The sequence below is a fragment of the Bacillus sp. SH7-1 genome (assembly GCF_008042405.1).
In the GTDB taxonomy this organism is placed as follows: Bacteria; Bacillota; Bacilli; order Bacillales; family Bacillaceae_G; genus Bacillus_A; species Bacillus_A thuringiensis_N.
The window spans coordinates 15621-30154 of the sequence record NZ_QNUD01000044.1; the positions used below are offsets into that span (position 1 = coordinate 15621).

The window sequence follows — 14534 nt, forward strand, 5'->3', positions numbered from 1 at the left end:
GTGTAGGTAACATTTCATTCGAAAAAAAGAGGAAAGAGGATCAAAAATTTTAGAATAGATGTCCTGTAAATGTATCTATTTTATATTTTTCACCCTAAAAAATATTTCTCAACATTTTACCCCTTTAAAAAGATTGAATATTCGTATTATAACGAATATTATATTGCTATCGGCAAAAAACGATAATTTGCAGACACTGGGGAGGAAATACATTGAAAAAGAAAAAGAAATTAAAACCTTTAGCGGTATTAACAACAGCAGCCGTGCTAAGTAGTACGTTTGCTTTTGGAAGTCATGCAGCGTATGCTGATACGCCACCATCTCTACCAATTGATGAGCATTTAATACCAGAGGAGCGATTGGCAGAAGCGCTGAAACAACGGGGAGTAATTGATCAATCTGCATCACAAGCTGAGACATCAAAGGCTGTCGAAAATTATGTTGAGAAAAAGAAAGGGGAAAACCCTGGGAAAGAAATCTTGACAGGAGATAACCTTACGCAAGAAGCTTCCGATTTTATGAAAAAAGTAAAAGATGCAAAAATGAAGGAAAATGAACAGGCGCAACAGCCCGAAGTAGGACCAGTAGCTGGACAAGGTGCAGGATTGAACCCTGGAAAATTAAATGGAAAAGTACCGACTACACCAGCAAAGCAAGCTGATTACAATGGGGCTGTTCGAAAAGATAAAGTGCTTGTATTACTCGTAGAATTTAGCGATTTTAAGCATAATAATATTGATCAAGAACCAGGTTATATGTATTCTAAGGACTTTAATCGTGAACATTATCAAAAAATGTTATTTGGTGATGAACCATTTACATTATTTGATGGATCAAAGATTAATACATTTAAACAGTATTATGAAGAACAATCTGGTGGAAGCTACACAGTGGACGGTACTGTAACGGAATGGCTTACTGTTCCAGGAAAAGCGTCAGATTATGGGGCGGATGCGGGAACTGGTCATGACAACAAAGGTCCTTTAGGTCCAAAGGATTTTGTGAAAGAAGCATTGAAAGCGGCAGTAGCAAAAGGCATTAATTTAGCTGATTATGATCAATTTGATCAATACGATCAAGATGGTGATGGAAATAAAAATGAGCCAGATGGAATCATTGATCATTTAATGGTAGTACATGCAGGCGTGGGTCAAGAAGCTGGCGGTGGTAAATTGAAAGATGATGCGATTTGGTCTCATCGTTCAAAATTAGGATCGAAGCCATATGCGATTGATGGTACAAAATCTTCTGTTTCGAACTGGGGCGGAAAGATGGCTGCATACGATTATACAATCGAGCCTGAAGACGGAGCGGTTGGTGTATTTGCACATGAATATGGTCATGATTTAGGCTTGCCAGATGAATATGATACAAAGTATTCAGGACAAGGTGAACCAGTTGAATCATGGTCCTTAATGAGCGGCGGTAGCTGGGCTGGAAAAATTGCAGGAACAGAGCCAACAAGTTTCTCACCGCAAAATAAAGAGTTTTTCCAAAAGAATATGAAGGGGAACTGGGCGAATATCGTTGAGGTAGATTATGATAAACTTCGTACTGGAGTCGGTACTGCAACGTATTTAGATCAAAGTGTTACAAAATCTAAACGACCAGGAATCGTTCGTGTTAACTTGCCGGACAAAGATATAAAAAATATTGAGTCAGCATTTGGTAAGAAGTTTTATTACAGCACGAAAGGAAATGACATTCATACAACACTTGAGACACCAGTATTTGACTTAACGACTGCAACGGATGCTAAGTTTGATTATAAGGCATTTTATGAACTGGAAGCGAAGTATGACTTCCTTGACGTATATGCGATTGCAGAAGATGGAACGAAGACACGCATTGATAGAATGGGCGAAAAAGATGTAAAAGGCGGCGCGGATACAACTGATGGTAAGTGGGTTGATAAATCATACGATTTAAGCCAATTCAAAGGAAAAAAAGTAAAATTGCAATTTGAGTACTTAACAGATATTGCAGTAGCTTATAAAGGATTTGCGTTAGACAATGCAGCATTAACTGTAGATGGAAAAGTTGTTTTCTCTGATGACGCAGAAGGTCAGCCAGCAATGACACTAAAAGGATTTACTGTGTCTAACGGATTTGAACAGAAAAAACATAATTACTATGTAGAGTGGAGAAATTACGCTGGTTCTGACACTGCGTTACAATATGCGCGTGGCCCAGTATTTAATACAGGAATGGTTGTATGGTATGCGGATCAAAGCTTTACAGATAACTGGGTAGGCGTTCATCCAGGTGAAGGATTCCTTGGAGTAGTAGACTCTCACCCAGAGGCAATTGTAGGAACATTAAACGGACAACCTACTGTGAAGAGCAGTACGCGTTATCAAATTGCCGATGCGGCATTCTCATTTGATCAAACGCCAGCATGGAAAGTAAATTCACCAACTCGCGGTATCTTTGACTATAAAGGATTACCAGGAGTTGCAAAATTTGATGATTCTAAGCAATACATCAACAGCGTTATTCCAGATGCCGGACGTAAGTTGCCGAAATTAGGATTGAAGTTTGAAGTAGTAGGTCAAGCTGAAGACAAGTCTGCAGGTGCAGTTTGGATCCATCGATAGAATAGAGTGAAATGAAGAGGAGCTGCCATAAGTTGGTGAAACTGACTTATGGCAGCTCTTTTTTCTTGTGAATAAGAGGTCGCTAAATAAATAAAAAATAAATATTTATCATTTAAAGGAAGAAATAAGATATTATAGAAGTGAAAAAATTATCTGTTTTTATAAGTGTGTATTGGAAAACTAGAAGTTTCTTTGACAAATGAAATGCTCTATCTGTCTAATTATAGCGCTATTTTGAACGTAAGCAATTTGTAAGTAATGAGTAAGAAAAAAGAGATTTTCATATTATATAATATTTATTACATCTACTTTTAACACCTGATACTAATAGTATGCTATAATATGAATTAGCAACATAAAGGAAGGGAATTAGAAAAAATGACATTAGAAAAAACTAAAAATTTAAAAAAACAAGTTGCTCCTTATGAAAAATCAACAATTAAAAAAAGCGTGTGGCAACTTATTAACACAGTCGTGCCGTTTATTATTTTATGGTACCTCGCTTATAAAAGTTTGTCTGTTTCTTATCTGTTAGCATTAGTTCCATCTCTGTTAGCTGCTGGTTTTATGACACGAATTTTCATTATTTTTCATGATTGTACCCATTATTCATTCTTTAAAAGTCGACGTGCAAATAGAATAGTAGGTACATGTATGGGTGTGTTAACGTTATTCCCATTTGATCAATGGGGGCATGAGCATGCGATTCATCACGCTACAAGTGGTAATTTAGATAAGAGAGGTACAGGAGATATTTGGACGCTTACAGTGGATGAATATGTAGCTGCACCATTTAGACTTCGTTTAGCATATCGCTTATATCGCAATCCATTCGTTATGTTTGGATTAGGACCGATTTATGTTTTCTTGCTTAAAAATAGATTTAACCGAAAAGGTGCTAGACAGAAAGAACGTATGAATACGTATTTGACGAATATTATAATTGTTGCTGTAGTAGCGATACTTTGCTGGGCAATTGGGTGGCAATCGTTTCTGTTAGTACACGGTACTATATTCTTAATCGCAGGTTCAGTAGGGATTTGGCTGTTTTACGTACAGCACACATTCGAGGATTCTTATTTTGAAGAAGATAAAGATTGGGAATATGTGAAAGCGGCAGTGGAAGGAAGTTCGTTTTATAAGCTTCCAAAAATTTTGCAATTCCTAACTGGTAATATTGGATTCCATCATGTTCACCATTTAAGTCCAAGAGTACCTAACTATAAATTAGAAGAAGCACATAATAATACGCTTCCTTTAAAAAATGTACCAACGATTACTCTTGCGACTAGCTTACGTTCACTTCGTTTCCGTCTTTGGGATGAGAAAAGTAACAATTTTGTTAGCTTTAAAGAATTTAAAAATATAATTAAAAACAATGTTTCTGTTCGGGTGAAATCTGAACTATAATTTCATCGTATATAAGACTCCCCTTAATCATTTTGATTTAAGGGGAGTTTTTGTTTTAAAAATAGATGACCGATATTAAGGGTAAATTGAAATAATCATGTGTCGGTAAAAATGATAAGAGACGATAAATATGTTATGTAAACAAATTAGACCGTTATAATTTTTTATTATTGTAACGCTATAATACATATATAATGTAAAGTAACAGATGGATGATAGTAATCATAAGAACACATATAACATAATAAAATAATTCTTTCAAAGGGAAGGGGCAAATGAAAGATGTTGAATTTACAAGGGAAATACAATGAAGCGAAAGTATTTACTAATAACGTTGATGAAACTGCGACTGGGCAGATTATTGATCTTTGTAACCAAGAATTCGTAAAGGGTAGTCAAATTCGTATTATGCCAGATACACATGCTGGAGCAGGTTGTACGATTGGGACAACGATGACAATACAAGATAAAATCGTTCCTAATCTTGTAGGGGTAGACATTGGTTGTGGTATGGAAGTTGTTGTGATTGATAAGAAAAAAGAAGAAATTAATTTTGATTACTTAGACGAAACAATTCGTAAATTTGTTCCAAGCGGTTTTCGTATACGAGATAAAGAACATCGATTCTCAAAAATGATTGATTTGGATGGGGTGAGAGCTCCATTTACATTACAACGCGCTCAAAAAAGTATAGGTACTCTTGGGGGAGGCAATCATTTTATCGAACTAAATGAAGATGAAAAAGGGAATGTATATATTGTCATTCATAGTGGTTCTCGTAATTTAGGTAAGCAAATAGCAGAGTATTATCAGAACTTCGCATATGAACAACTTATTCATGTTACATCAATGAAAGATGAGATTATTAAGAGATTAATGAAAGAGGGGAGAGAAAAAGAAATACAAGAAACTTTACGTGGAATAAAGAAGCCTAATATTCGAAAAGAATTAGCTTATTTAGAAGGACAGGGATTCAAAGATTATATGAATGACATGAGTATTGCCCAAAAGTATGCTGAGTTAAATCGTAAAGCAATGATTGATGAAATTGTTACTAAAATGGAATGGAAAGTAACGGATCAATTTACTACAATACATAACTATATAGACATAGAAAATATGATTCTACGAAAAGGTGCTATTTCAGCTCAGAAAGATGAACGAGTCATTATTCCAATTAATATGAGAGATGGTTCAATTATTGCGTTTGGTAAAGGGAATCCAGATTGGAACTATTCTGGCCCGCATGGGGCAGGACGTATCATGAGTCGTAAGAAGGCTAAAGAATCATTGAGTCTAGAGGATTTTCAAAATACGATGACAGAAGTTTGGACTACATCGGTAGTAGAAAACACAATTGATGAGGCACCAATGGTATACAAGCCAATGGATGAAATTATAGCAAATACAAAAGAAACAATAGATATAAAGCACATTATTAAGCCATTATATAATTTTAAAGCGAATTAGAAGGGATAAATAAGCAGCCAGAAAAAACTATTTTTCGTATCTTTTGTTTGAAAACAATCTAATCAAGGGCAGTAGTTCCATATTATTGCGATGGGATAGAAAAAGTCGATTTCCTGTGGAGTTAAGGAATCGACTTTTTTATTTATTTTGTTGAATGAAAGCAACCGTTAGCTCAATAGCAAAGGATTATAACCGTCTATTTCTCCCAAAGCTCAATTAGACGACCTTCAGGATCTTTAATCCAAATAAACTTTCCGAACTCACTAATTTCTTCTTTCTTTTCAAGAGGTACACCAATATGTTCAAGATGCTGAATAGTCTCATTTAAATTATGTACTTCAAAATTTAACATCACTTGCTGTTCTATTGGAAAATAATTATCATTTTCGGTAAAGAAAGAAAAAATAGTCTCATTTCCTAATTGGGGTTTAATCACAGTCCCATTCCAATTTTCTATTTCAATTTTCAACACTTCACTGTACCATTTTTTTATAACATCAAGATTGTTAGTCCTCCAAAATATTCCCCCGAAACCTTTTATCATTGTAGATAACTCCTGTCTTTTTTAAAATTTTTAAGCAATATATATTCAATATATCAAAACAGTAACAGTAAGGAAAATCAATAACGTATAAAAAGTGGGAAATTTCAATTACTAGTATTGTAGTATTTACCGCATTATGGAAATCGGTATCACTTTTCAAAGAACTTGCAATCCAAGTAAAGGTATATAGTAATACTGACTCGTATGAGGTAATGAATGAAAAGGGAATAGAACAAATGACAATGATAAAAGACCGCATATGAAATGAAAGCCATGTGCGGTCTTTTATATAAGTATAGTATTACATAGTCTCGCTAATTTTAGTTTCACTACGAGTGTTAGTAGCAATTCTTTTCTTAACTTTAAAGTGATAGTAAGTGTAGCAAAAGATGATAAATGGTACAGTGCAATAGATTCCAAGTCGTTGTTCAGGGATAAAGATAAGACTAATTAATATAATGCCATACAATCCAAAACCAAGAATTGGTACAAGTGGATAAAGTGGAGTTTTAAATTTTAAGTCTTCTAATTTTCCACCGTCTGCTACATAATGTTTGCGGAAAAAGAATTGAGAAACACAAATTGACATCCAAACAATGATTGTTATAACTCCAGAAATGGAAATTAGCCATAAGTAAACCGTTTCAGCAGCTACAACGCTTGTTAAAAGAGAAAAAGCAGAAATAGCAATGGTCATAATTAAAGCATTCAAAGGTATTCCTCGTGATGATAATTTCTTTAAAAAGGCTGGAGCCATTTCATTTTTGGATAATGACCAAAGCATGCGAGTTGCCGCGTATAGTCCTGAGTTTGCGACAGAAAGAACAGCAGTAAGAATAACAAAGTTCATAATATCAGCGGCATATGGAATACCGATATTATCAAAAACGGCAACGAACGGGCTTTTTGTTAATCCTGCTTCTTCCCAAGGAATTAAAGCAACAAGAACAAAGATTGCTAAGACGAAGAAAAACATCGTACGCCATATAATATTTCTAATAGAACGAGGTAAAGTTTTTGCTGGATCTTCACTTTCACCTGCTGCGATTCCGACCAGTTCTGTACCTTGGAAGGAATAATTGACTGTAACCATTGTTAATAGAATAGCTGCAAGTCCATTTGGGAATAAACCACCATGATTCACGAAATTTGATAATAGCGGAGCTGGTTCGTCGCCTTTTAAATCAATAAAACCAAACATAGCGGCGCCGCCAAGAATAATAAAAGCGATAATGGCAGATACTTTTATACTTGAAAACCAAAATTCTGTTTCTGCATAACTACGAGCAGATAATGCGTTAATAGTGAAGATTGTAACGCCAAATATTAAACACCAAACCCAAACAGGAATATCAGGAAACCAGCGTTGCATTGTAATGCCGGCAGTTGTAAATTCAAGGCCGGTCGTATTCGCCCAGCTTAACCAATATAACCATCCGATTGTAAAGCCAGTTGCAGGATTGATAAACTTAGTGGCATATTCCTGGAAAGACCCTGAAACGGGCATGGCTACAGCGAGTTCACCAAGACATAGCATAACGAGATACATTAATAATCCACCGGCCATAAAGGCAAGTACGGATCCACCAGGCCCAGCTTTACTTATAATAAAGCCAGATCCGTTAAATAACCCCGTTCCAATCACACCACCGAGTGCAATCATGAATAAGTGTCTACTTTTCATCGTACGTTTTAATTCATTGTTTGTATTGTTTACTTGCGCCATTGTTTTCCTCACTTTCGTAGTTGATAGATTAAAGTTTGATGTTTTTCCGTATTGTGGAATGTATTCCGTGATGTGAAATCTTGTTATAATTTTCAGATAATTAAAAAGAAAAGTCAATATTTTTTTGATTACGCTTTCAAATTATTGTTCGCAGCATATTTTTATTTTTAGAAAATTGAATAAATGGATTGATTTCATTTTGAATTTTTGTTAAATTGATAGATAATTGAGCGTACTAACATATTACAAGTTAAGTTGAGGTGAGTTATGGTACAGTCCATTGATCGAGCGATAAGTATTATAAAGTTATTAAATTCTACTAATGAAAAAGAGTATTGGGCCATTTCTGATATAGCGGACAGAACACATCTCCCAGTTAGTACAGTACATAGATTACTTAACTCTCTAATCGAGCATGGGCTAGTTACGCAAATTTCAGAGACGAAACAGTACAAAATTGGACCAATGTGGATGGAAATAGGATTACGACAATTGGAGAAGGTAGACTACAGATCAGTTGCAAGAGAAGTAATGAAGCGATTGGCCTATGAAGTGGAAGAAAGTGTTTATTTGAACATTCCAAATGGAACACATTCTATTATCATTGAAAGAATGGATAGCCCCTTAAAAATTCGAGTTATTGATAACTTAGGGGAACAAATTCCTCTTTCAATTGGTGCCGCAAATAAAACGATGCTTGCCAATATGAAACAGAATGAAATGGAATATATTGTTGAGCAGCTACTTTCTGCTTTACCAGAACAAAAGCAAATTCTTCTTGATCAAATAAAGCAAATAAGAAATGAAGGATATGCTGTCAGTTATGGAGAAAAAACAGAAGGGACAGCTTCAGTAGCTGCACCTATTATCGGATTTAATCATAAAGTAGTAGGAGCATTAAGTGTTGGGTTAATTAGTCATCGCATTAATGATGATCGACTTTCTTTTCTTATTAGTAAGGTGAAACAAGCAGCTCATGAAATATCAATAAAAATCGGCAGTACATCAGAACTATAATTTTGATAACTGTCGTCATTTTTTATTCATATACTGGAATTCATTTTCATAATGCGGAAAAATAGGGGGATTTATATGTCAAAGTGGCAATCAAAAGAACAATTGATTCAATTATTAAGCGGTCTTGTTGAAATTCCTAGTATTACAGGCACAGAAGCTGAAGTACTATTGCCAGACTTCGTTGTGGAACAATTATCTGATTTACAGTACTTCAATGAAAATCCGCACCATTTGCAAAAAAATCCGACAGGGGACGGACGATATTTTGTTACAGCACTAGTAAAGAAAAGCGATAGTACAAAAAATACCGTGATTTTAGTAAGTCACTTTGATGTTGTAGATGTACAAGATTACGGAGTGTGGAAAGAAGATGCATTCAATCCTAAAAAGTTAACGTCTATGTTTTATGCTCATAAAGATGAACTTCCAGACTATGTACGTGAAGATATAGAACATGGAGAATGGTTGTTTGGTAGAGGAACAATGGATATGAAATGCGGCCTCACGTTACAAATGGCAATGATTGAGCAAGCTTGTGAAGGAAGGTTTGATGGGAATGTTCTATTATTGGCTGTACCAGATGAAGAAGTAAACTCTGTAGGGATGAGAGCTGCTGTACCAAGATTACTAGAGTTAGCAAGAGAACATGATTTAGAGTATAAAACGGTACTAAATTCAGAGCCTATGTTTTCGAGGCATCCTGGTGATCAAAAGAAATATATTTATACTGGTTCTATTGGTAAGGTGTTACCTGGCTTTCTTTGCTACGGAAAAGAGACACATGTAGGTGAACCTTTTGCAGGCTTAAATGGGAGTTATATGGCTTCATTAATAACAGCAGAATTAGAGTTAAATACAGACCTTTGTGATATTGTAGAAGGGGAAGCGAGTCCACCGCCAACTAATTTACTTCAAAGGGACTTAAAGGAGGATTATTCTGTACAAATTCCGCATCGTGCAGTCACATTATTTAATTTGTTTTTATTAGAAAAATCAATGACAGATGTCGTTTCATTGTTACGTCAAAAAGTAACGAAAGTAGCAGAGAAAATAGAAGAGTCGTATGAAAAACATGCATATCGTTTTTCTAAATATAATCCATTCATACCGCCTAACCTCAAAGTAAATGTATTAACGTATGAAGAGCTTATCGCATATGCAATTGAACAACATGGGCAAGAGAAAATAGATGAAATTCAATCTAGCATTATAAAAAATAGAGAAGATAAAGATGATCGTGCGGTAACGATTGATTTAGTCGATAAATTAGCCATCTTATGTAAAGAAAAGGCACCGATGATTGTACTTTTCTTTGCTCCGCCATATTATCCAGCTGTAAGTTCACGCAACAACCAGTTAATTAAAGAGGTAGTTGGTGAGATGGAAAAGTATGCACACTACAATCATAATATTACATTTGAAAACCAAAATTATTTTGGAGGAATTTCAGATTTAAGCTATGTAGGCTTACAAAATCCATTACATTCAATGAGTTCACTTGTAGACAATATGCCATTATGGGATAAAGGTTACTCAATTCCACTTCAGGAACTAGAAGAATTTGACGTTCCAGTTTTAAATATGGGACCAGTAGGAAAAGATGCACATCAGTGGACAGAACGTCTAGATGTAAATTACGCATTTGAAACGCTATTAGACATGTTACCGATTTGCATTGAAAAATTACTTGTTTCTAATAAAATTACACAAGTATAGTAGGGAAGGGAAAAGTAAAATTATTTTAATATAATTAACAACTAAAACGGCCAAACTCAAGTATATTCGAGTTTGGCCGTTTATCATGTAGTGCATTTCTAATTAAATTCATAACTAACGTGATCTCTTTTATAGTTTTACTTTTTCGTTTGACCAGATAATTCAACAGACTTTTGTGTACAACGTTGCATAGCTGAAATGATGGCTGTTCGTAAGCCTTTTTCCTCTAAAGTTGCTACAGCTTCTATCGTTGTTCCGCCAGGAGAACAAACCATATCTTTCAATTCACCTGGATGTATTCCTGTTTCTAGTACCATTTTTGCAGAGCCTAACACAGCTTGAGCAGCGAATTTATATGCTTGATTTCTTGGCATGCCATCTAGTACAGCAGCATCTGCCATCGCTTCTATAATCATATATACGTATGCTGGTGAAGAACCACTTACAGATGTTACAACATCCATTAACTTTTCACTTACAATCTCTGATTGACCAAAACTATTGAAAATGTTTAGCACATCTTCTAAATCTTTTTTTGTCACCATTTCATTCGGGCATAATGCAGACATTCCTTCTCCAACAAGAGCAGGGGTATTAGGCATTACTCTTACAACTTTTAATTTTTTATTAAAGGCATTTTCAGTACTTTCAATACTTTTACCAGCAGCGATTGTAACGATGATAGCATCGTTTTTTATCACTTCTTTAATTTCGTTAATTACTAATGGGTATAAGTCTGGTTTAATTGATAAAATTAAAATATCAGCATTTTTAGCGACTTCATTGTTGTCAGTAGTTGTAGTTATTCCGTACTTTTCACTAGCATTTTCTAAATTTGTCGTGTTTAAATCTGAACAAATGATATGATTTGAAGATACTATATGTTTATTTAGCATCCCGCCAATTATAGCCATCCCCATATTTCCGCATCCGATGAATCCAATTTGTTTATCCATAATAACTCAATCTTGCTCCTTTTTTAATAAATTATATCATTTCGAAATTGTTATCTTAATATAACAATAACATCTCTGTGCAATATAAAGAAACATTCTAAGAGAATATATTCCTTTTTGCAACATGAAAAGATAAAAAATAATTATATTCGACATTATGTAAATATATACACTATAATATAAGGTTTATGTTTATAAATATGAGTTGAAATTTTATCAATTTGTATTTTCATTCAGTAGGGCAATAACTTCATACAAGTAACTCGCAGCTCTATTTATTTTTAAAAATACCTCTTGACACCAAATCGAACTATATCGCATAATATAAAAAATTAAACCGAAAATCGTTGAAGGGAAATAGTACATATGTCTTCTTGCGAAAGAGAGTGGAATTCACCGGCTGAAAGATTCCTCGTATAGAATATATCGAACCTATCCCTGAGTCTTAAATGAAAGTTTAGGCGTTCGCCTGCGTTATAGGCACCAAGTGGATATCTATGTATATCAATTAAGGTGGTACCGCGGAACAATGACCGTTTCGTCCTTTTTATTTTATTAAGGGCGAAGCGGTCATTTTTATTTTGCTCTTTAATAGGCTAGGTGCAGCACTGATAGGAATAGTCATCGCTGCAAGCTGTATGAATAGAAGTGTAATGTATAAAAAACTTTAATTTTAGACTTGGGGGATAAAAAAGTGAAAAAACAGCGAATAGTTGTAAAGATTGGGAGCAGTTCTTTGGCGGATAGTCATGGAGGCATTTCTAAAGAACAACTTTCAGATCATGTTGCCGCATTAGCTCGATTGAAAGAGGAAGGGCATGAAGTTTTGTTAATTACATCTGGGGCCGTTGCTGCAGGTTTTTCTGATCTAGGATACCCTAGCAGACCTGTAACAATTAAAGGAAAACAGGCTGCTGCGGCTGTCGGACAAAGTTTGTTAATGCAGGCATACACGGAGGAATTCCGTAAATATGGCATCGTTACTGCGCAACTATTGCTGACGAGAAGTGATTTTTCTAGAAAAGAACAATATAGTAATGCTTACGCTACTTTAGGAGAGTTACTAAACCGTTCTGCTCTACCAATCATTAATGAAAATGATTCCATCTCATTAGAGGAGCTGACGTTCGGTGATAACGATATGCTGTCAGCTTTAGTAAGCGGGCTTGTTTCGGCGGATATGCTAATGATTTTTACGGATGTGAACGGTTTATATGACAAAAATCCTCAAAAAAATGAGGATGCGAAAAAATATTATTTCCTTCCGGAAGTTACAGAAGAAATCGCTTCTCTTGCTGGAGATGCTGGTTCAAAACTTGGGACTGGCGGTATGAAATCAAAAATTGATGCTGCAAAGACGGCGCTCTCTCTTGGAGTAAGTGTATTTATCGGAACCGGACGTGGACAAGAGAAATTTGTAGATGTTTTGAAGGGGAAAGGTGATGGAACGTATATCGGAAATGCCCCTCAAAAAGAAATGAAGATGAATAAGCAATGGATTGCCTTGCATTCGTTTGTAAGCGGACAAATTGAAATAGACGCCGGAGCAGCTACAGCTATCATTCAGCATGGCAAGAGTCTTCTTCCTGCTGGTGTTACAAATGTGTCAGGATTTTTCCAAGTAGGCGAAGTCGTAGAAGTAATGACGCAACAAGGGTGCGTCATTGGAAAAGGACAATGCACATATAGCGCAGAGGAACTAAGAGATGTAAAAGGTATGCAAAGTCAAGATATTCAAGCAAGAGGCGAAAGGCATAGTTATGAAGTCATCCATAGGGATTATTGGGTTTCATTTTAAGAATAGGGATCAAAAAAGGAGGAAATAAAAATGAAAGAAGTGTTGGCAAAGGGAATGAAGGCGAAAGAAGTCGCTAGAGAACTTGTGCTTAAATCTACAGAGCAAAAAAACGACGCACTTGCTGCAATTGCAAATCAATTAATAAGTGAAACAGCTTATATTTTAGAGGAAAACAAACGGGATATAGAAGAAGGTAAGGCAAAAGGATTTTCTGATTCACTCCTTGATCGTCTTATGCTAACTGAAAATCGTATTATTGATATGACAGAGGGGATTAAGCAGCTAATCGAATTACGTGATCCTGTAGGAGAATGTGTAAGTACATGGGAAAGGCCAAATGGATTATCTATTCAGGAGATGCGTGTACCACTTGGTGTTGTTGGCATGATTTATGAGGCAAGACCGAATGTAACAGTTGATGCTGCTACAATTTGTTTGAAAACAGGAAACGCAGTCATATTACGTGGTAGTTCTTCTGCTATTCATTCTAATAAAGCGATCGTTGCCGTTATTCACAGGGCGCTTAAACAAACAAACTTACCTCAAGAAAGCGTACAGCTTATAGAAGATACAACGCGCGATAGCGCAAAGCAGTTGTTTACAATGAATGATTATCTAGACGTTCTTATTCCAAGAGGTGGCAAACAATTAATCGATACTGTTGTGAGAGAAGCGTCTGTTCCAGTACTTGAAACAGGTGCGGGAAATTGTCATATTTTCATTGATGAAACAGCGAATACGCAAATGGCAATTGATATTATTATAAATGCAAAAACGCAGCGACCATCTGTATGTAATGCGATTGAAACGATTGTACTTCATGAGAAGTGGGCACAGCAATATGGTAGCGAGCTGTTTTCTTCATTGAAGGAAAGAGACGTGGAGCTACGTGGTGATCAAAAAGCATTGGCAATGGATTCTTCAATTGTACTTGCTTCAGAAGAAGACTGGGGGACAGAATTTTTATCTCTCACGCTGGCGGTTAAAGTAGTTTCTTCTATTGAAGAAGCGATTCATCATATAAATACGTATGGATCTATGCATTCTGAAGCGATTATTACAGAGAACGAGGAAAATGTCAGCAAATTTTTCACTTCTGTTGATGCGGCGGCACTTTATCATAATGCATCGACGCGTTTTACTGATGGATCTGAATTCGGATTCGGAGCAGAAATTGGCATCAGTACACAAAAGCTACACGTAAGAGGACCAATGGGGCTTCCAGCATTAACTTCTACAAAATATGTGATTCGTGGAAATGGACAAATTCGAAAATAATAATAAAAGACACTCAATTGAC

10 protein-coding genes and 1 other annotated feature are annotated in these 14534 nt (G+C 35.6%); of the genes, 7 read left to right on the forward strand and 3 right to left on the reverse strand.

Annotated features, from left to right (window positions below):
• Window positions 1–212 precede the first annotated feature (212 nt).
• The 3 genes from DN390_RS26855 to DN390_RS26865 all read left to right on the forward strand — a co-directional run bounded on the left by DN390_RS26855 (window position 213) and on the right by DN390_RS26865 (window position 5477).
• Complete coding sequence (locus DN390_RS26855; protein WP_147808954.1) at window positions 213–2597, forward strand: immune inhibitor A domain-containing protein; 2385 nt, start codon at window positions 213–215, stop codon at window positions 2595–2597.
• Between the two features lie 378 nt (window positions 2598–2975).
• Complete coding sequence (gene desA, locus DN390_RS26860; RefSeq protein ID WP_147808955.1) at window positions 2976–4007, forward strand: Delta(5) desaturase DesA; 1032 nt, start codon at window positions 2976–2978, stop codon at window positions 4005–4007.
• 282 nt (window positions 4008–4289) lie between these two features.
• The gene (locus tag DN390_RS26865; protein ID WP_147808956.1) at window positions 4290–5477 is read left to right on the forward strand and encodes an RtcB family protein; all 1188 of its coding nucleotides are present in this window, start codon (window positions 4290–4292) and stop codon (window positions 5475–5477) included.
• 196 nt (window positions 5478–5673) lie between these two features.
• Here the strand turns inward: DN390_RS26865 and DN390_RS26870 are convergent, their stop codons facing one another.
• Window positions 5674–6021, reverse strand: a complete 348-nt coding sequence (locus DN390_RS26870) for a VOC family protein (protein ID WP_087981015.1) — start codon at window positions 6019–6021, stop codon at window positions 5674–5676.
• A gap of 301 nt (window positions 6022–6322) precedes the next feature.
• Entirely contained in the window at window positions 6323–7747 is a 1425-nt protein-coding gene (locus DN390_RS26875; protein WP_147808957.1) for an amino acid permease, read from the reverse strand.
• A 267-nt stretch (window positions 7748–8014) separates the two neighbouring features.
• Here DN390_RS26875 and DN390_RS26885 point away from each other — a divergent pair, with 267 nt between their 5' ends.
• Window positions 8015–8764 (forward strand): IclR family transcriptional regulator, encoded by a 750-nt coding sequence (locus DN390_RS26885; protein WP_000250772.1) that lies wholly within the window; start codon window positions 8015–8017, stop codon window positions 8762–8764.
• A 75-nt stretch (window positions 8765–8839) separates the two neighbouring features.
• Window positions 8840–10480, forward strand: coding sequence for a M20/M25/M40 family metallo-hydrolase (locus DN390_RS26890; RefSeq protein ID WP_147808959.1), 1641 nt, complete (start codon window positions 8840–8842; stop codon window positions 10478–10480).
• A 137-nt stretch (window positions 10481–10617) separates the two neighbouring features.
• Here the strand turns inward: DN390_RS26890 and proC are convergent, their stop codons facing one another.
• Window positions 10618–11436, reverse strand: a complete 819-nt coding sequence (proC, locus tag DN390_RS26895; protein ID WP_147808960.1) for a pyrroline-5-carboxylate reductase — start codon at window positions 11434–11436, stop codon at window positions 10618–10620.
• A 338-nt stretch (window positions 11437–11774) separates the two neighbouring features.
• Window positions 11775–11985, forward strand: a binding site (T-box leader).
• A 145-nt stretch (window positions 11986–12130) separates the two neighbouring features.
• Between proC and proB the strand changes: the two genes are divergently transcribed.
• Both proB and DN390_RS26905 read left to right on the forward strand, forming a co-directional pair.
• Window positions 12131–13234, forward strand: coding sequence for a glutamate 5-kinase (gene proB / locus DN390_RS26900; RefSeq protein WP_147808961.1), 1104 nt, complete (start codon window positions 12131–12133; stop codon window positions 13232–13234).
• Window positions 13235–13264: 30 nt separating this feature from the next.
• Window positions 13265–14512, forward strand: coding sequence for a glutamate-5-semialdehyde dehydrogenase (locus tag DN390_RS26905; protein ID WP_147808962.1), 1248 nt, complete (start codon window positions 13265–13267; stop codon window positions 14510–14512).
• Window positions 14513–14534: the final 22 nt, after the last annotated feature.

What these genes read in the sequence shown, in the direction of transcription:
- desA (WP_147808955.1), top strand. Translation starts at nt 2,976, where the DNA reads ATGACATTAGAAAAAACTAAAAATTTAAAAAAACAAGTTGCTCCTTAT.
- DN390_RS26865 (WP_147808956.1), top strand. Translation starts at nt 4,290, where the DNA reads ATGTTGAATTTACAAGGGAAATACAATGAAGCGAAAGTATTTACTAAT.
- DN390_RS26870 (WP_087981015.1), bottom strand. Translation starts at nt 6,021, where the DNA reads ATGATAAAAGGTTTCGGGGGAATATTTTGGAGGACTAACAATCTTGAT.
- DN390_RS26875 (WP_147808957.1), bottom strand. Translation starts at nt 7,747, where the DNA reads ATGGCGCAAGTAAACAATACAAACAATGAATTAAAACGTACGATGAAA.
- DN390_RS26885 (WP_000250772.1), top strand. Translation starts at nt 8,015, where the DNA reads ATGGTACAGTCCATTGATCGAGCGATAAGTATTATAAAGTTATTAAAT.
- DN390_RS26890 (WP_147808959.1), top strand. Translation starts at nt 8,840, where the DNA reads ATGTCAAAGTGGCAATCAAAAGAACAATTGATTCAATTATTAAGCGGT.
- proC (WP_147808960.1), bottom strand. Translation starts at nt 11,436, where the DNA reads ATGGATAAACAAATTGGATTCATCGGATGCGGAAATATGGGGATGGCT.
- DN390_RS26905 (WP_147808962.1), top strand. Translation starts at nt 13,265, where the DNA reads ATGAAAGAAGTGTTGGCAAAGGGAATGAAGGCGAAAGAAGTCGCTAGA.